Origin of the sequence: Phyllobacterium sp. P30BS-XVII (assembly GCF_014138335.1) — a bacterium.
GTDB lineage: Bacteria > Pseudomonadota > Alphaproteobacteria > Rhizobiales > Rhizobiaceae > Phyllobacterium > Phyllobacterium meliloti.
Genome location: NZ_JACGXO010000005.1, coordinates 161,974 through 177,876 on the forward strand (window position 1 = coordinate 161,974; position 15,903 = coordinate 177,876).

Sequence of the window (15,903 nt, forward strand, 5' to 3'; positions counted from 1 at the left end):
TGTTTGCATATGGGGTGGTCAGCTCGACTGGAGAAGGCCCATGCGGCGGGAAATGAAACGTTCTATCGCTGATAATCCATCATAGATCATGACCGCGAGAATGCCGACGATGAGGCCGCCCTGCAGGACGAAGGAAAGGTTGTTGGATTGCAGCCCGGCAATGATCACTTCACCCAGCGTTTTGGCCGCAACTGTCGAACCGATGGTGGCCGTGGCCAGATTGATCGTCACGGAAAGGCGGATGCCAGCGAGGATGATTGGCATTGCCAGCGGCAGTTCGACCTTGATCAGGCGCTGCCAGCCGGTCATGCCAACACCGCGCGCTGCATCGGTGACGGTTGGCGGCAGGGTGGTCAGGCCCGTCAGCGAGTTTTCGAAGATCGGCAGCAATCCGTAGAGAAAAAGAGCGATAAGCGTTGGCTTTTCACCAAAGCCGACCGCAGGCACGGCGAGGGCGAGAACAGCCACCGGCGGAAATGTCTGGCCGATATTCACAAGGCTGCGCGAAAGCGGCAGAAACTCGGCGCCAAACGGGCGTGTGACCAGAATAGCCAGAGCAACGGCGACGATGGTGGCTCCTGCGGTTGCAATGGCAACAGTGCGCAGATGCAGCAAGGTCAGCGTCAGCAGACTGCCCTGATTGTAGATGACAGGGGCATTGTTCTGGGTGAGTGGCCGGAAGATCGGTTCAAACCATTCCGGTCGCAGCAAAAACACCACGAGAAGCGCCATGATGCCGATGCGCAGAATGGTTGGAAGGCGCAGGTTCATGCGGCTGGCCTTGAGGCACGTTTCACCAGCCCGTCCACAGTGACACGGCCGATGGATTTGCCAGCTTCATTGACCACGGGCAGAGCAGGGCGGCCCGACCAGAGCAATTCGGCCAGCGCATCGCGCTGTGTTGCGGAGGCTGGAATGGCTTCGCCTTCCGCTGTGCCGGGTTCCACTGCGTCACCAGCGAGGCTCAAGGACAGGAAGCGGAAGGGCCGGTCGCCGGTGCCAACCAGTGTCGCGACGAAATCCGTTGCCGGATTGGCGAGAATTTCAGCCGGTGTCGCATATTGCAGCAGATTGCCGCCATCCATCACCGCAATCTTGTGGCCAAGATGAATTGCCTCTTCCATATCGTGGGTGACGAGAATGATGGTGGTGCCGAAACGCTTCTGGATGGCGAGCAAATCCTCCTGCGCCTTGGAGCGGATAACGGGATCAAGCGCGCCAAAGGGTTCGTCCATCAGCAGCACGTTTGGTTCTGCCGCAAGCGCGCGGGCAACGCCGATACGCTGCTGCTGACCGCCGGAGAGTTCATGCGGATAGCGCGGGCCGAATGTATCAGGGTCCAGCTGGAACAGCGAAAGCAGTTCACTCACACGGGCGTCGATCTTCGCCTTGTCCCAGCCGAGAAGCTCGGGCACGACGGCGATATTCTGCGCCACGGTGCGGTGGGGAAAGAGGCCGTGGCCCTGAATGGCATAGCCGATACGGCGGCGCAGTTCATAGCCGGGCAGGGAACGATTGTCCTCGCCATCGAGCTTGATGATGCCCGATGTCGGCTCGACCAGCCGGTTGATCATGCGCATCAGCGTCGTCTTGCCCGAGCCTGATGTGCCGACAATGACGGTGACGGTGCGTGGCTGGACGACAAGCGAGACGTTGTTGACGACAGTCGCCGCGCCGTAGCGTTTGGTGATACCCTCGATTTCAATCATGCGGATGCCCCGGAGTGAAAGGGTGAACTGACTTCGACGGCGGCATCAAGAATAATGGCCGCCGCAAAGGCGAGAAGCACGGTGGGAACCGCGCCGAGCAGGACCAGATCCATGGCGGTCTGGCCGATGCCCTGAAACACGAAGACGCCAAAACCGCCGCCGCCGATAAGCGCGGCGATGGTTGCAAGGCCGATATTTTGCACCAGAACAATGCGCACGCCTGTCAGGATCACCGGGAAGGCCAGAGGGAATTCCACCTTGAACAGGCGTTGCCGTTCGGTCATGCCGACACCACGCGCCGCGTCATTGGCCTGAACGGGAACGCCCGCAAGGCCGACGACGGTATTGGCGACGACAGGCAGCAGCGAATAGAGAAACAGCGCGACAAAGGCGGGGGCCATGCCGATACCCTTGATGCCGATTTCTACGGCACCGGGCACATTAGCAGCAATCCAGCCAAGCGGCGCGATGAGAATACCGAAAAGGGCAATGGACGGGATTGTCTGCACGATGTTGAGCACATTGAGAACAATGTCGCGCAGTTTTTGCACCCGGTGACAGAGAATGCCGAGCGGGATGCCAACGACAACAGCCGCGACGAGCGAACCTAGCGCCAATGTGATGTGCTTGCTGGCTTCCGCCCAGAAACTATCGGCGCGGGCGCTGTATTCTTTCAGGATCGACAGTTTGTCCCAGCTTCCTGAAAGCAGGACAAAGCCGATAAAGCCACCCGCAAGGATTAGCACAAGGATACGGAGCAACGGTGTCAGGCGCAGGCGCGTCAGCGAATCCGCTGCGAGCAGGGCGAAAGCAAAGAGCAGCAGCCAGAAACCGGACGCGGGCGAAACGCGTGCATAGGTATTGGCAGGCGGAGTGAGGTGATCGGCTGCCGTGCCGATGAGGAGAAACAAAGCTGCAAGCGTGGCAAAGCTTGCAGCGAGACGCAGCGTCGATGGTGTGCGAAAGAGGCCGATGACCACGGCAATGGCAATGACAGCAAGAAGTGTGGGGCCAGCCCATGATGGCAGGGAAGCCAGAAGGGTTTGCGGTTCACCGGCAACGATCCGGTTGGCGCGGAACGTGGCAAACGGCGCTACGCCCACCGCATATCCGGCGATCAGGGCAATCACGACACCTAGTTTGTCCAGACGCACGGCCATGGTCTCCATTTACCGGAACAGGGCAGGATAAGCCCGCCCTGCTTCAGTGAAGTGACTGACTTATTTGAGGAAACCGTTCTTCTTCAGAAAGTCTTCCGCAACAGCCTTTGCCGGTTCGCCGCCCACCTGCACCCGGCCATTGAGGTCCTGCAATGTGACGAGATCGAGCTTTTCAAAAACTGGCTTGAGCAGAGTCTCAATTTCAGGATGCTCTTTCAACACGGCCTCACGGATGATCGGGGCGGGCTGATAAACAGGCTGAACACCCTTATCATCTGTAAGAACAACGAGGCCTGATGGAGCGATGCCGCCATCGGTGCCGTAAACCATGGCCGCATTGGCTCCGTTGGTCTTGTTGGCGGCAGCAGCAATCGTTGCGGCCGTATCACCGCCCGAAAGCGTGATCAGCTGGTCGGATTTGAGCTTGAAACCATAGGTGGTCTGGAACGCAGGCAGGGCTGCCGCCGAATTGACGAATTCGGAGGAGGCGGCAAGCACGACATTGCCACCGCCAGCCACATATTTGCCGAAATCGGACAGTGTCACCAGCTTTTCAGCGTCCGCCACTTCCTTGCGCAGGGCAATCGCCCAGGTGTTGTTGGCGGGTGAGGGCGTCAGCCAGACGATCTTGTTGGCATCGTAATCCAGCTTCTTTGCCGTCTCATAGGCCTTGGTCGCATCCTTCCATGCGGGATCATCAGCCTTTTCAAAGAAGAACGCGGCATTGCCCGTATATTCAGGGTAGATATCGATTTCCTTGGCGGTAATCGCCTTGCGCACGATGGGTGTCGCGCCCAGCTGAATGCGGTCTGTGGTGGCAATCTTGTTGGCGTTCAGCACGGCCAGAATGATATTGCCGAGGACGCCGCCTTCCGTATCGATCTTTGATGAAACAACGACCTGCGCGCCTGCAGATCCGATAGAAAGCGCCAGAGCGAGCGCAGCGCCGAGAAAGGTTTTGCTGGTAGACATTCTTTTCGTTCCCTTTGGATATCCCGAATTAATATGACCTTTAAACCACGATTGCCGTGGCGGGTCCGGGTATTTATTTCCGCGAAAAGGGCCTGCAACGAAAAATTTGCAGCTTTCCGTTCACCTGCAAGCTTGTCCTATTTTCCACCGTGGCTCAAGCCTGTCATGTCAGCATTTATGCCTGATATGGCAGGAGCGTTTAGGGCGAAGTTAGAAATCTCGATCAAGGATTTCTGCAAAGGCTGGTTCTTTGCCAATTTTATCGGCGATGGCGGCGAGTTTGGGAAAATGGCTGTTAAATGCGCCGAGCCCCGGCCGCCAATTGCGCATGACCGCCAGATAGAGATCGATAGCGCTGAAATTCTCGCCAAGGAACCACGGCTCGTCTGCAACCTCTTCGACGTTTTTCCAAAGGCTAAGGCGGTATTCTTCGAGGCTGTCGCGGTATTTCTTCTGGTTTGCCTCATCCAGCCCCCATCGTGCAGGGTCATCGCCAAAAGTGGAAACCGGATAAATCGCTCCGACGATGTAGACGAGCCAGCGCAAAAACTGCGGGCGATGCGGATCACTGGCAGAGGGCGCCAGTCCGGCGTCAGGGAAAGCATCGGCCAGATGCAGAATGATTGCTGCGCTTTCCGTCAATATATTGCCGTCGGGCAGGATGAGCGTGGGCACCTGACCGAGGGGATTGAGTTCGAGCAGGCGATCACGTTCCGGACCGGGTTCAATATAGGGGATCTGTTCAAGCACAAAGGCGGCCTTTGCGCGGGCGAAGGCCAGTTCGATAATGACTGAGCCACATCCTGCCGAACCGATCAGCACATATTTGCTCATGGTATTCTACTCCTATGCCACCGCTGTACAAATGGCGGCAAAGTGAATGCTTGCCGCGGTCAGAACAAAGGCATGCCAGATCGCATTGTGAAATGGCAGCCGCTCAAGAACGTGGAAAATGACACCGAAGGAATAGACAAGACCCCCGGCGAGGATCAACCACAGCACCGTGGCGGACAGTGCCAGAGTCAGTTCCTGATAGGCGGCGACGCCACTCCAGCCCAAGGCAAGGTAAAGCACGATAGACAGCCGGTCGAACCGGTTGGGCATCAAAAGTTTCAACAACACGCCCGCGATGGCAATGGCCCAGACAGTGGATAGCAGCCACCATGTACCGCTTTTGGCCATAAGCGGCGTATAGGTGCCCGCGATCAGCAGGTAGATCGCCGAATGATCGAAACGCCGCAAAAGGGCTTTGACAGGCGAAATCGGCCATATGTTGTATATCGCCGAAAGCCCCATGGAGAGGACAAGCGTTGCAAGGTAGATGGCCACGGCGGCATAGGTTGCAGGCTCTTCCGGCCCGAAGACGAGCAGGAGAATCGATCCCACGATTGCCAGCGTAACGCCCGAGATGTGAACAACGCCATCGGCCCAAAGTTCGGGGATGGTGTATTTGCGAAAGACAAACGCGGGCAGCGGGCGGATGGGTGATGGACGCAACGAAGTTTCCCTGATCGAAGAGTTTTTCCTTGGCCGCATATAACAACGAAAAGTCCGGCGGCGTAAATGCCTCGCCCTTCATGTCTTCGGGCCAAGGATCAGTTTAACAACTTCAGATTGTTAACTCGTGGTTAAGGGCGACAGAGGCCGTCCGATTCTTCGCATCGGAAGTTTTTCTCTTTTGAAAGGCCGTTTTCTTGTTGTTGTCTTTATGTGGGTATTGCACCAGTATTTTGATAAGACTTTGGTATAATTATTTGAAATTCTGTAATATTCTGTCAGATATTTTGAATATTCTGCATGCGTAATTCCTGTTGGTTACTTCTCCAATTTAAGCCATAATCATTTCATCACATATGAAGACTATGGGTTTCGGGGGGAAGCCATGGTTGGTGCCAGTTTCTGAATGTGCACTGTTGAAATTGAGGGAGTTCAAAAATGTCTATGACCCGGAATCTTATATTGGCCGGAATTATCGGTGCCGCATCATTTACGGTTGTACCGGCCTATGCGCTCACGGCGAAAGAGTGCAGCGTCAAGTATCAGGCAGCAAAGACTGCCGGGACACTTGGCGGCGCAAAGTGGAATGATTTCCGCAAGACGCAATGTGCGGATGCATCGCCTGCCGCTGCGGCTCCGGCCCCGGCTGCTCCAACCAAAGCCGCCAAGACAACAGCCGCAGCGCCAAAAGCTGCTGCGCCCGCTGATTCAGGTGGCGGCCTGACGATGAAGGAATGCAGTGCCAAGTATCAGGCTGCCAAGACGGCAGGCACACTTGGCGGCCAGAAGTGGAATGATTTCCGCAAGGCCCAGTGCAGTGGTGATGCAGCAGCAACTGCACCGGCCGCCGCGCCAACCAAAGCAACCAAGACAGCCACTGCGCCGGCAGATGCCAGCACCGGTGGTGGTCTGACGATGAAGGAATGCAGTGCCAAGTATCAGGCTGCCAAGACGGCAGGCACACTTGGCGGCCAGAAGTGGAATGATTTCCGCAAGGCACAGTGCAGCTCCGGTGCAGCTGCTGCCGCTACGGATGATGACACTGCTCCAACACCTCAGACAGCGACCTATAAGGATGAGCCGCCAGCAGCCACGACGGCAGCTCCAGCGGGCGTTGGTTTCCCGAAGGCCGTTTCGGCCAAATACTCCACTGAAAGCGCTGGCAAGGCCCGTATGCATACATGTCTTGAACAGTATTATGCCAACAAGCAGAACAACACGCTTGGCGGCCTCAAGTGGATTCAGAAGGGCGGCGGCTATTACAGCCTCTGCAATTCCCGCCTGAAGAGCTAATCTGATAACGGGAAGCGGGGCCATCGCTCCGCTTCCTGCTGCCACAACCCACATCTCTCCGTCATCCTCGGGCTTGACCCGAGGACCCATGATCTGAAAGCACGATAATTGTAGTCGTTCCTTCCCCTTTGTCGTGGGTCCTCGGGTCATCCTCGGGTTAAACCCGAGGACTGAGGATGACGGAGTGGGTTGAGGTGTCGGGAGCGATAGTCTGCAACCTTTGCATTGCAGAACCATCGTTGCGCCCTTCGACAAGCTCAGGATGAGGGAGAGTGAGGATTGCAGGGAGCCAAGTTCTGCAACCTTTGCGCTGCAACCATTTTGATCTGCAATCTCTGCGATTATCGTTGCATCCACCGCTCTCCCTCATGGTGAGCCTGTCGAACCACGAACCACACACTCCACTCACTAATAACCCTGCAAACTGACATTCTAACCCCTTCCACCTGCATAATTTTCCCACTATGGTCTGCGTTGAGACCGGTCGAAATGGATTGGTCTTGGGGCCTAGAAACCTCGCATACAGCGGTCGGTGTCGACCGCAAAGGCACCTCCTCAGCCCTATGGCCGGGGAGGCCTCGGCGTATGTCCAGAGCTTCGGCTTAAAGGCCGTGGCGGTCGTCTGTGTGCGACTTTCTAGCTCCCCGGTCACCAGAGGATAATCCTCGGGTGGCCGCTTTCCTCGTGAAACAAGGGAGTGCGCATGACCGACTACAATTTCTGGGCTCATCTGCTTGATACGTTTCAATCCTCACCTGATTTGATCAAGGCAATATGGCTGATCATTCCGCCTGCCTTTGTGCTGGGGCTGTTGGCGATGACCATGCGGTTCAGGATCGAGAGCAAGCGGGCAGACAAAGGGCTGGATGGCGAACTTGTTTATTCAGTTCATAGGGATAAGCAAAACCGGGTTCATATCATCAGCCACATAAAGCAGGTGGGAGATAACCCGCCACGGCTTTTCCTCGATCAGGGGCCGGGCGAAGCGTTTGAATATACAAACCATCTGGTTAAACCCAAGAATGGAGGATGACGGGCTCCTTTACCCTCCCACTACGTGGGGAGGGTCGCTGCGCAGCAGCGGGGTGGGGGGTAACTGCTCGGACATCACGATTCAACCGGTGTGCCAATTCATCCCCCCACCCCGAACCTGCGGTTCGACCCTCCCCACGTTGGGGGAGGGTAAGGTGGTGCCTCCTGCTTAGTCTTCGTGGTGCGGTCAACTCTTGTAAGCGACCCAGCCCCTGAATGTGAAACCGGCGTAAAACAGCTCGATATTCGAGAATCCCGCGTCGCGAAAAATGGTTTCGTCCATGGCGGGGGAAAGAACGGGCAATCGCTCTTTCATGGTTCTGATGCTGTTCGCAGTCAGGGATATTGGAGCCCCGGATGCCGCTGCGAACGCCGCGTAGCGCGCGAGCCATTTGTCCAATTCCGCCCCCTCATTGGGGAAGCTGTGGTGCGCGGCAACAAAGGGCGCGCCGGGCTTCAATCGCTGCTGGATCGCGCGCAGCGTCTGCCGCCGTTCCTCTTCCGGCAGGAAGTGAAGCGTTAGAAGACAGGTTGCAGCGTCGAATGGGCCCTCGGGCGCACTGTCGATATAGCCCTCGTGGAACGCAACACGAGAGGCCTGCGCACCGAGATTGGTTCTGGCCAGTTGAAGCATCTCGGCGGAGGGGTCGACGCCATCGAAATGCCAGCGCGGTTGCATCTGCGCGAGCACGCCCAGTTCCATTCCTCCGCCAGCCCCGAGAACCAGAACGCGCGCATCGGCAGGAGCCCGCTCTGCCAGAAGCAGACCAGTCATCCGGTGCAGGTCGTGAAGGCCCGGCACAAGTTGCGCGGTTCTGGCCGCATATCCCGAAACGACATCGGGATTGGAAAACGATGACATTCTGCATCTCCGTTCGGGGCCTCGCCACTGCGGCAGAAGGCAGGGGTGGAAGAAAGGCCGTCATTGCATTTCATGTAACTCTATGTGTTACGATATGCAAGCTCCTTGATGAGGCTGCGGCGCAGATGCGGAAAACTCAATCAGCGCGCCGGGATGACAAGCGCCTGAGTGTTTTAGCCATAAACGACCCGGTTTCGACCCTGATGTTTGGCGGAATAAAGATATTTGTCAGCAATCGCCAATGTCTCTTCCAGTGACTGCCCCGGTGTGTGCAGGGAAATACCGATACTGACGGTGATTGTTGTTCGCTCAAGCCCGAGTTCCCTGCCAATAGCGCGGGTGGCGATCAGAATTTTGTGGGCTATCCAGTTGGCGCGGCCAAGATCTGCATCGGCGAGGAATACCGTGAATTCCTCGCCGCCGATCCGCGCGGCCAAATCCCGCTCGCCGATGCTGGACTTAATGACCCGGCCAAGTTCATGAATGACGCCATCGCCAGTGGCATGGCCAAAGCGATCATTGATGGCCTTGAAGTAATCGGCGTCGATGTAGAGGAGGGCACCCGCACTGTCGATGGGTCTGGATCTTGCAAACAGTTGCTGTGTCTGCAGGTAAAACTCGGCGCGGTTGAGCAGGCCGGTCAAATCATCCCGGCGCGAGTCGAGATCAAGCTGCTCTGCAAGCTGCTTCAATTTGTAATTCAGCCCGACCAGAAATGCGCCAAGCGGCAGGCTGACAAGAACGACGATGCCTGTTGTAACGGCGGCAACCCGATAGGGCGTTTGCAGGCCAATGACGAAGAAGGCGCTCACAGCCAGAATAACCGATGATATGGTGGCCATGCCAACCATGATCGCGACTTGCCGCAATGGCGAAAGCGCACCGAATCGGGTCATCCATAAGTTGTAGATGTTCATTGTTTCCGCCGGGTCAGTTGCGAGCACCGGCATTCAAGCCTGAAACAAGTGAAGAAAGCTATCCTGGGTTGTGTCTAATTCGAACAATCGGGTTCAAAAATGGCTTGCCGGGATTAGCTATCGAGCCCGTAGCTGATGCGCACGGTCGTGCCGACATCGGGGACCGATGTGATTTTCAGCTTTCCCGTCATGGTTTTCACCAGTTCCATGCAGTTTGTCAGGCCAAGACCAAGGTGGACGCCCGCCTTGGTCGAAAAGAATGGCTCCTTGGCTTTCGCCAGCGTGGAGGGGCTCATGCCGATACCGTTGTCCGCAACAACCAGTACCAGTTGCGGGCGCTGCAGAAAGCGGCGGTTGACGCTCGCCCTGATCGCAATAACCGGATCGGTGCGGGTGGCGACGGCATTGGTGGCGTTGCGGACCAGTTCGTCAATGATAAGATGGAACTGAGATGCGGGAATAAGTGATTTACGCGCGGCCTGCTCAATGTCCAGCTGCAGGTTGATCGGGCTCTTTGACACGATATCCGCCAGCAAATCCCCTAGTGGCACCTTTTTGAACTGCGTCTTGGAGTGGCCGATCATCATCAGGCCCTCATTGATGCTTTCCAGTTCGGCAATCGTGCTGCGGGCCGCTTCGGTCATTTCCGATGAGGGAATGGCGTTGTTGCCGACATAGCCGAGGAACAGACGCAGCGCGGCAATCCGGGTGCGCGTCATATGGGCAAACAGTGCGGAAAACGAGCGGATATGCTGGTCCTTGCGGCGGGCCAGAAGGCTGCGCTGATGGATGAGCAGTCCGGCAAGGATCAGCGCGCCAGCCGCACCCAGAAGCTTGTTTCTGGCAACATCGGCGGCGATGGTGGCGGTGCCCTGCAGGGTAATACTGTGAGCCAAGGTCGATCCGGCGGTGCGGAAAATATCCGTTTCGATGGTTTGTACGGTTTTTAACGCCTTGTCGAACTGGCTTGCCTTGATCTGCGGGGTCAAGACTGTGTCTACGGTGAGGATCGTCTTTTTCAGTGAAGCGATATCAGGCGCATCAAGAAACCGGTCTGCGTAGTCGAGCTGATCCAGCGATTTCAGGTTGAAATTCATCAGGGTTACTTCCTGAATCAGGCGCGGCTCAGGATCGCCCGTTCTGGTGGCGAGCATCAGATAGCCCTTGATACTGGCAATCTTCTCGCGTGCCTGTGAAGCGCGAACCTGAACCTCAAAGGTCTGGCTCATGATTTCATTGGTCTGGATACGGTACAGATCCGCGCGGACAAACGACCAGACACAGAGCAGGGCCGCTCCGATCAGGATGATGTAAAAGAGCGGGTCGAGGTACTTATCCAGCTTCATGTTCAGTCAGTTTCAATCGGCCGGGCGGATCGAGGTAACAAACCATACCCATATGGAGTTACGGGCCGGGATATAGGGCTTTGGCAATTTGCCCAGCGGCCAGACAATATAGAACGGCCCGCCATCATCGAGTGATAAAGGCCTGAAATCCTGATCCTTCGTGCAGATGCCGCTTTGCTTGTCGGTATCTGTGCAGGCCTGTTCGAGTGCAATGATAGGCGCAAACTCAGCCACCTCTTCCATGGTGATTTTTATAATGTAATTGTCGAATGCAGCAACTTCGAGATTGGGCTTGTCCGCAATCTTGTACTTGGTCACCATTTCCTTCACCGAAGGGCCACGGAAATGGATTTTCACGCCATTGGTCCAGGGGGTCTCCGTCACCAGATCATGCATGGGAAACTCCTGACGGAGTTTTTCCTGCGTAAAGGTTGCCAAAGCACCGCCGGATGCATCCTGCATTTGAATGACCGCGGGGTCATCATTGGCGAAAGATGTGCCCGAAAAAACCGACATGCAGAGGCACAGGCCCGCGAAGAGAAAAGAAACCTGCTTGCCTGCGTTATTTATCTGTTTTGTTCGGTTGGCAGTTCCAGTGGCGAAAAGACCTCCAATTGCCGCTGATGCCTTTAGTTTTTTGTTATTATGGTGTTCCAGAGCAGTCCCCATCATAACCCCTTTGGTAGGAGCCCGGTTTTTATTAGCTTTGCACGCGCACGTTTATAGTATTTTTCTGCAGATGCTGCATCAATATCAAAGCGATCCCCGAGCTGTTCATATATTTCTTTGCGACTGATTCCAGACGGTCGTTGCCGCATCCAGCCGAGTATTTCCTGTTCACGCGGTGTCAGACCCGAATGATAGAATTCGGGTGGTGCTGTCGTCTCATTTGAAAGCCTGACACTGTATCCGCGTTCTGCAACCTCCTGCAGAACGTCAACCAGGGCTCCGGGCCTTAGATTGTTCTTGGCCAGATAGCCGACGACGCCGAGTTTCTGGCAATGTTCCCATTCTTCATCCGTGTCGGAACCCGTAACCACAAAATGGATGGCATCGGGTGACAGTTCTATGACAACCTGCACGACATCAAAACGGTCGTCCTGTGACTTCGGATCATAGCCGGGAAGACCCGGATCAATCACCACAAGGTCGAACTGGTGTGATTCCAGCAGATCGAGCGCAATTGTTATATTGGCTGCGCCATGAACAATGGACGCAGGCAAGGCCGCCTGCAATTCATGAATCAGGGCCAGTCTCATTAAGTGCTGATCTTCGATGATCAGCACGTGTGTATGCTTCGACGTCTGTTCCGCCATCGCCTTCACGCGTACTCCCGGTTGCACGCCATTTTACCATGCTGACAGCATTGGCGCTTAGAGAGTAGTGCGATTTCTATAAAGCGCAAAATAGGGACAGGGTTGTCCCTATTTTTCTTGGTATAACGGAATAGTGTTCCGACCGAAACGTGAGCGGTGCAGATTTGCATCAAGGGGATTTTCGGCGTGACTTTGGCTGTCATTACCATCGATGGTATCAGGGTTAATCCTGCCGCCCGCGTTGCTTCAATTGCAACTGTGCTCGAACAGCACAGAAATTCCAGACGCGAACTACAATGGCTTGTACGTGCATGCACCGATTGCATGGATGGCGGGCAGGAGACTGCCTCATTTGACAGGCGCCTTGCGGCGGCGACGGATGCGGAACATCATGCACGCGTTGCGATGCTCAGGCATCCGGCAAATACGTTGGAAGAATTTGCAGCGAAGGCACGGCACATTTGTTCTCTTCTGCTGGAGGACGATGACAGTTTGGACAAATACGAGCTGTTCTCAATCCTGCAGACGCTGATCGCACAACCACAGTCGGAATGCCAATAAATCGAACCGGTACCTGTGCTGAAATCTCGATCAAGTCGCATTGAGCGGGCGTTTCACGTGGGAAAAAGTCCTCAAGCGCTGATATTTCGAGGGAATCGACCACCATGCCGAGTAATTGGGCCAGTCCCCAGCCTATCGATACTGACCCGGAAACAGCAAAACTGATCCGTGGCGCAGAGTCAGTTATTCAAAAAAAGATCAGCCCACTGGCTGCGCTATGCGACGAATTGCGTGAGCGTCTGGCGGCTTATCGCGATGCGGTGAATGCCGGAGAGCGCTATGAGCGGTGGCGCGTTGCAGCGGCATTGCATGGCGAGATCATGGAGGTCTGGAAATCGGCCTTCCTTAATGCGCGTGCTGCCGTGGACGATTATCTGTCCAATTATGATTTGAACGGACTTTTCTCGGGGCGCGAAATTCTCGTGGCGTCACTGCATGGGCGCTGCAAGCCTTCGGTGGGCATCGCGCTGTCGGTTATGCAGTTTGAAAGCGAACGTAACCTGCGCAGGCTCGCGGAAATTTCTCCCGAACAGGCTGCAAGCAACCAGAATATTGTTCGTAAAATCCCTCGCGTCGCGTCGTCGAGCCGGTATCGATAAATCTGCGATAAAGAGCGCCCGCCATCCGGCAGGCGCTCTTTTTGTCACTATGCGGCGGCGCGGGGGGCAACTCCGTAACGTTCAGCGGGCTTCTTGTGCGAGAGATTCGGTGCAAGGCCTGTTCGTGCTGATTCGTAGCGGTCCCAGTCCGCTGCATCGGGCAAAGATGGAATGGTGACGAATTCACCCTGATCAAACCCTGCCAGAGCGCCGTCGACCAGATCTTCGCTGGTCATGACTATCGCTTCAGGCAGATGCGTAATCGGCACCCCTGCGACGTCCCAGAATTCGGTGGCGGTGGCACCGGGAAGTACAACCTGAATTCGCACGCCCTTATCAGCAAGCTCGTGCTTCAGCGATTGGCTGAAAGCCAGAACGAAAGCCTTGCTGCCCCCGTAAACCCCATTCAGAAGTTCAGGTGAAACGGCAACGATGGACGAGATATTGATGATCGTGCCGCCGCCTCTGGCGACAAAACCCGGCGCTGCCGCATAGGTCAGCCGGGTCAGGGCGGTGACGTTCAGACTGATAAGACTGTCGAGGCTATCGATTTCGCCATCCAGCAATGGTTTCGATGCGCCGACACCGGCATTGTTGACCAACAGCGTAATGCTGGCATCGGTTTTCAGGATATTCTCGATGCGTGCGAGATCGGCCTTGTTGTTCAGATCGGCAGCGACCGCCTCGATTGAACGGCCTGTTGCCGTTGTCAGCCGCTCGGCGAGCGCGTCCAGACGTCCGCGGTTTCTGGCAACAAGGATCAGATCATATCCGCGCCGGGCGAGGCGGTCGGCGTAAATTGCACCAATGCCGGAAGATGCTCCGGTAATCAGGGCGGTGCCTTTGCTTGGGTTCGTGCTCATCATCATGCTCCATATGTTTGTGGTTGTTGATAGTGAGTTGCACTTTACATCGCTTCATTGGCGTCCCAAATGTCATATATGCAACCTTTTAGGACATGATGTCATGCAACGTATCGGATTTGTGGTTTTCCCTGATTTCCAGATGATGAGTCTGGCTGCGGCGTCGGTGTTCGAATTCGCCAATATCGAGGCAGAGGAGACGATCTATGATGTGCATCTGTTGTCGGAAACGGGTGGACCCATTCGCAACTCTATCGGATTGGCGATGCAGACTGAGCCGTTCAATGATGCAGCTTTCGACACGCTGATTGTTGGTGGTGCCACCGGTATCGCGCCGTCGAGGCCGGGTTTGGTCGCCTTCATGCAGCGGGAAATGAACCGTGCACGGCGCATTGCGTCTATATGCACGGGTGCGTTTGTTCTTGCCGAAGCAGGTATTCTGGATGGGCGCCGGGCAACCACCCATTGGTTCTATGCGCGGGATCTGCGTTCCGGTTTTCCTGCAATCAAAGTGGAAGAAGACCGGATATTCATCGTTGACGGCTCGGTCTGGACGTCGGCAGGCATGACTGCCGGGGTCGATCTGGCGTTGGCGATGGTCGAAAAGGATCTGGGTGCAGATATTGCCCGGCTGGTAGCAAAAAGCCTCGTCATCTATCATCGCCGGGCGGGTGGACAATCACAGTTTTCAACGCTGCTTGATCTCGAACCCAAATCCGATCGCATCCAGAGCGCGCTTGTTTATGCCAAGCGTAATCTGCAAACGGCGCTTTCGGTGGAGCAGCTTGCGGAGGCGGCGCATCTCAGTCCGCGCCAGTTCAGCCGCGCATTCAAGGCGGAAACAGGCCAATCGCCCGCCAAGGCTGTCGAGAACCTGCGTGTCGAGGCGGCACGGCTGATGATGGAGCAGGGGCGTCTGCCTATCGATACCGTGGCGCAGGAAACCGGATTTGCTGATCGCGAGCGGATGCGCCGCGCATTTCTGAGGGCTTTCGGTCAGCCGCCACAGGTGATCCGGCGCAATGCGCGCGAAGCAGCGCTCACGTAAAGCCTTTGAGATCAGGCGAGTATCCTTCGCGCTGCGCATTCTCATGTCTGCCAATCCTGCTGCAAGCCGATTTAGCCAAAATATCAGGGAGGGTTGACTTTACTAGACGACTGGTCTACTTTTTATGCATGAGCAAAATTGACACACGCGCTGTACTTATTGACGAGGGGCTGAAAGCTCTTCTCTCGCACGGTTATGAAGGGGCGGGAATTGGGCCAATCCTCAAATCCGCTGGCGTCCCCAAGGGTTCATTCTACCACTTCTTTGCCAGCAAGGAGGAGTTTGCCTCGGCGGTTGTCGGTTCCTATACGGAGGGCAATCAGACCGTTCGGACCCAATTGCTGACCGACGAGAGCAAATCACCGCTGCAGCGTCTGCGCGCCTATTTTGAGTATCATGAGCAGGTATATGCCAGCGAGAACCCCATAGGTGGATGTTTGCTCGGCAATCTTGCCCAATCGATCGCGGTTCATAGTGATGTGCTCCGGCAGGAACTGCACCGTGCCTTTGCTGCCTGGCAGCGCGATTTTCAACAAGTCTTGCGGGAAGCGCGGGAGCAGGGGGAATTGCCTTCACATCTTGATCCTGATGAAACCGCGGCTTTTCTCATTGACGCCTATGAAGGCGCCCTTGTTCGCATGAAGACCGAAGGCAGCATCGCACCGCTCCAGCGTTTCAAGACGATGGCGTTCGACGGGCTGCTTAAAAACCACGCATAGGAGATTTAT

The 15,903-nt window shown here is 55.9% G+C and carries 18 protein-coding genes; 6 read left to right on the top strand and 12 right to left on the bottom strand.

The features are described 5' to 3' along the window. Positions 1-18: 18 nt before the first annotated feature. The 6 genes from FHW17_RS15425 to FHW17_RS15450 form a co-directional block, all read right to left on the bottom strand. Positions 19-771, bottom strand: coding sequence for an ABC transporter permease (locus FHW17_RS15425; protein WP_112528659.1), 753 nt, complete (start codon positions 769-771; stop codon positions 19-21). After that, the gene (locus tag FHW17_RS15430) at positions 768-1,709 is read right to left on the bottom strand and encodes an ABC transporter ATP-binding protein (protein ID WP_182510271.1); all 942 of its coding nucleotides are present in this window, start codon (positions 1,707-1,709) and stop codon (positions 768-770) included. The genes FHW17_RS15425 and FHW17_RS15430 overlap by 4 nt, the downstream gene beginning before the upstream one ends. Continuing rightward, the gene (locus tag FHW17_RS15435) at positions 1,706-2,869 is read right to left on the bottom strand and encodes an ABC transporter permease (RefSeq protein WP_182510272.1); all 1,164 of its coding nucleotides are present in this window, start codon (positions 2,867-2,869) and stop codon (positions 1,706-1,708) included. Before FHW17_RS15435 ends, FHW17_RS15430 begins: the two co-directional genes overlap by 4 nt. Positions 2,870-2,929: 60 nt before the next feature. Then, positions 2,930-3,841: an ABC transporter substrate-binding protein gene (locus FHW17_RS15440; protein WP_112528663.1), complete on the bottom strand. Its 912-nt coding sequence runs from the start codon at positions 3,839-3,841 to the stop codon at positions 2,930-2,932. A 210-nt stretch (positions 3,842-4,051) separates the two neighbouring features. After that, positions 4,052-4,675: a glutathione S-transferase family protein gene (locus tag FHW17_RS15445; RefSeq protein ID WP_182510273.1), complete on the bottom strand. Its 624-nt coding sequence runs from the start codon at positions 4,673-4,675 to the stop codon at positions 4,052-4,054. A gap of 12 nt (positions 4,676-4,687) precedes the next feature. Beyond that, on the bottom strand, positions 4,688-5,323 hold the full coding sequence (locus FHW17_RS15450) for a hemolysin III family protein (RefSeq protein WP_348643750.1): 636 nt from the start codon (positions 5,321-5,323) through the stop codon (positions 4,688-4,690). Positions 5,324-5,782: 459 nt separating this feature from the next. Between FHW17_RS15450 and FHW17_RS15455 the strand changes: the two genes are divergently transcribed. Both FHW17_RS15455 and FHW17_RS15460 read left to right on the top strand, forming a co-directional pair. Next, complete coding sequence (locus FHW17_RS15455; RefSeq protein WP_227988129.1) at positions 5,783-6,631, top strand: hypothetical protein; 849 nt, start codon at positions 5,783-5,785, stop codon at positions 6,629-6,631. Positions 6,632-7,334: 703 nt separating this feature from the next. Next, positions 7,335-7,664, top strand: coding sequence for a hypothetical protein (locus tag FHW17_RS15460; protein WP_182510276.1), 330 nt, complete (start codon positions 7,335-7,337; stop codon positions 7,662-7,664). A 186-nt stretch (positions 7,665-7,850) separates the two neighbouring features. Here the strand turns inward: FHW17_RS15460 and FHW17_RS15465 are convergent, their stop codons facing one another. From FHW17_RS15465 to FHW17_RS15485, 5 genes are all read right to left on the bottom strand, one after another. Beyond that, a complete protein-coding gene (locus FHW17_RS15465) occupies positions 7,851-8,525 on the bottom strand; it encodes a class I SAM-dependent methyltransferase (RefSeq protein ID WP_112524528.1) in 675 nt (224 codons plus the stop codon). A 173-nt stretch (positions 8,526-8,698) separates the two neighbouring features. Then, the gene (locus FHW17_RS15470; RefSeq protein ID WP_182510277.1) at positions 8,699-9,442 is read right to left on the bottom strand and encodes a GGDEF domain-containing protein; all 744 of its coding nucleotides are present in this window, start codon (positions 9,440-9,442) and stop codon (positions 8,699-8,701) included. Between the two features lie 113 nt (positions 9,443-9,555). Then, on the bottom strand, positions 9,556-10,788 hold the full coding sequence (locus FHW17_RS15475; protein WP_091877409.1) for a sensor histidine kinase: 1,233 nt from the start codon (positions 10,786-10,788) through the stop codon (positions 9,556-9,558). 12 nt (positions 10,789-10,800) lie between these two features. Continuing rightward, entirely contained in the window at positions 10,801-11,250 is a 450-nt protein-coding gene (locus tag FHW17_RS15480) for a hypothetical protein (RefSeq protein ID WP_162735940.1), read from the bottom strand. A gap of 206 nt (positions 11,251-11,456) precedes the next feature. Beyond that, positions 11,457-12,104 (bottom strand): response regulator transcription factor, encoded by a 648-nt coding sequence (locus FHW17_RS15485; RefSeq protein ID WP_112524535.1) that lies wholly within the window; start codon positions 12,102-12,104, stop codon positions 11,457-11,459. Between the two features lie 186 nt (positions 12,105-12,290). Between FHW17_RS15485 and FHW17_RS15490 the strand changes: the two genes are divergently transcribed. Together FHW17_RS15490 and FHW17_RS15495 are read left to right on the top strand one after the other, a co-directional pair. Beyond that, entirely contained in the window at positions 12,291-12,665 is a 375-nt protein-coding gene (locus FHW17_RS15490; protein WP_162700326.1) for a hypothetical protein, read from the top strand. A 104-nt stretch (positions 12,666-12,769) separates the two neighbouring features. Next, positions 12,770-13,264 carry a hypothetical protein gene (locus FHW17_RS15495; RefSeq protein ID WP_112524542.1) on the top strand — a complete coding sequence of 165 codons (495 nt, stop codon included), beginning with the start codon at positions 12,770-12,772 and terminating at the stop codon, positions 13,262-13,264. 47 nt (positions 13,265-13,311) lie between these two features. Here FHW17_RS15495 and FHW17_RS15500 read toward each other — a convergent pair whose 3' ends face one another. Then, positions 13,312-14,133 carry an SDR family oxidoreductase gene (locus FHW17_RS15500; protein ID WP_162700325.1) on the bottom strand — a complete coding sequence of 274 codons (822 nt, stop codon included), beginning with the start codon at positions 14,131-14,133 and terminating at the stop codon, positions 13,312-13,314. A 97-nt stretch (positions 14,134-14,230) separates the two neighbouring features. On the opposite strand from FHW17_RS15500, the gene FHW17_RS15505 reads away from it, so the two are divergent. After that, positions 14,231-15,175 (top strand): GlxA family transcriptional regulator, encoded by a 945-nt coding sequence (locus FHW17_RS15505; protein WP_112524548.1) that lies wholly within the window; start codon positions 14,231-14,233, stop codon positions 15,173-15,175. A gap of 128 nt (positions 15,176-15,303) precedes the next feature. After that, positions 15,304-15,894 (top strand): TetR/AcrR family transcriptional regulator, encoded by a 591-nt coding sequence (locus tag FHW17_RS15510; protein ID WP_113096167.1) that lies wholly within the window; start codon positions 15,304-15,306, stop codon positions 15,892-15,894. The last annotated feature ends 9 nt before the right edge of the window (positions 15,895-15,903 follow it).

What these genes read in the sequence shown, in the direction of transcription:
- FHW17_RS15500 (WP_162700325.1), bottom strand. Translation starts at nt 14,133, where the DNA reads ATGATGATGAGCACGAACCCAAGCAAAGGCACCGCCCTGATTACCGGA.
- FHW17_RS15495 (WP_112524542.1), top strand. Translation starts at nt 12,770, where the DNA reads ATGCCGAGTAATTGGGCCAGTCCCCAGCCTATCGATACTGACCCGGAA.
- FHW17_RS15460 (WP_182510276.1), top strand. Translation starts at nt 7,335, where the DNA reads ATGACCGACTACAATTTCTGGGCTCATCTGCTTGATACGTTTCAATCC.
- FHW17_RS15470 (WP_182510277.1), bottom strand. Translation starts at nt 9,442, where the DNA reads ATGAACATCTACAACTTATGGATGACCCGATTCGGTGCGCTTTCGCCA.
- FHW17_RS15480 (WP_162735940.1), bottom strand. Translation starts at nt 11,250, where the DNA reads ATGCAGGATGCATCCGGCGGTGCTTTGGCAACCTTTACGCAGGAAAAA.
- FHW17_RS15475 (WP_091877409.1), bottom strand. Translation starts at nt 10,788, where the DNA reads ATGAAGCTGGATAAGTACCTCGACCCGCTCTTTTACATCATCCTGATC.
- FHW17_RS15455 (WP_227988129.1), top strand. Translation starts at nt 5,783, where the DNA reads ATGACCCGGAATCTTATATTGGCCGGAATTATCGGTGCCGCATCATTT.
- FHW17_RS15485 (WP_112524535.1), bottom strand. Translation starts at nt 12,104, where the DNA reads ATGGCGGAACAGACGTCGAAGCATACACACGTGCTGATCATCGAAGAT.
- FHW17_RS15425 (WP_112528659.1), bottom strand. Translation starts at nt 771, where the DNA reads ATGAACCTGCGCCTTCCAACCATTCTGCGCATCGGCATCATGGCGCTT.
- FHW17_RS15505 (WP_112524548.1), top strand. Translation starts at nt 14,231, where the DNA reads ATGCAACGTATCGGATTTGTGGTTTTCCCTGATTTCCAGATGATGAGT.
- FHW17_RS15435 (WP_182510272.1), bottom strand. Translation starts at nt 2,869, where the DNA reads ATGGCCGTGCGTCTGGACAAACTAGGTGTCGTGATTGCCCTGATCGCC.
- FHW17_RS15440 (WP_112528663.1), bottom strand. Translation starts at nt 3,841, where the DNA reads ATGTCTACCAGCAAAACCTTTCTCGGCGCTGCGCTCGCTCTGGCGCTT.
- FHW17_RS15445 (WP_182510273.1), bottom strand. Translation starts at nt 4,675, where the DNA reads ATGAGCAAATATGTGCTGATCGGTTCGGCAGGATGTGGCTCAGTCATT.
- FHW17_RS15465 (WP_112524528.1), bottom strand. Translation starts at nt 8,525, where the DNA reads ATGTCATCGTTTTCCAATCCCGATGTCGTTTCGGGATATGCGGCCAGA.
- FHW17_RS15430 (WP_182510271.1), bottom strand. Translation starts at nt 1,709, where the DNA reads ATGATTGAAATCGAGGGTATCACCAAACGCTACGGCGCGGCGACTGTC.
- FHW17_RS15510 (WP_113096167.1), top strand. Translation starts at nt 15,304, where the DNA reads ATGAGCAAAATTGACACACGCGCTGTACTTATTGACGAGGGGCTGAAA.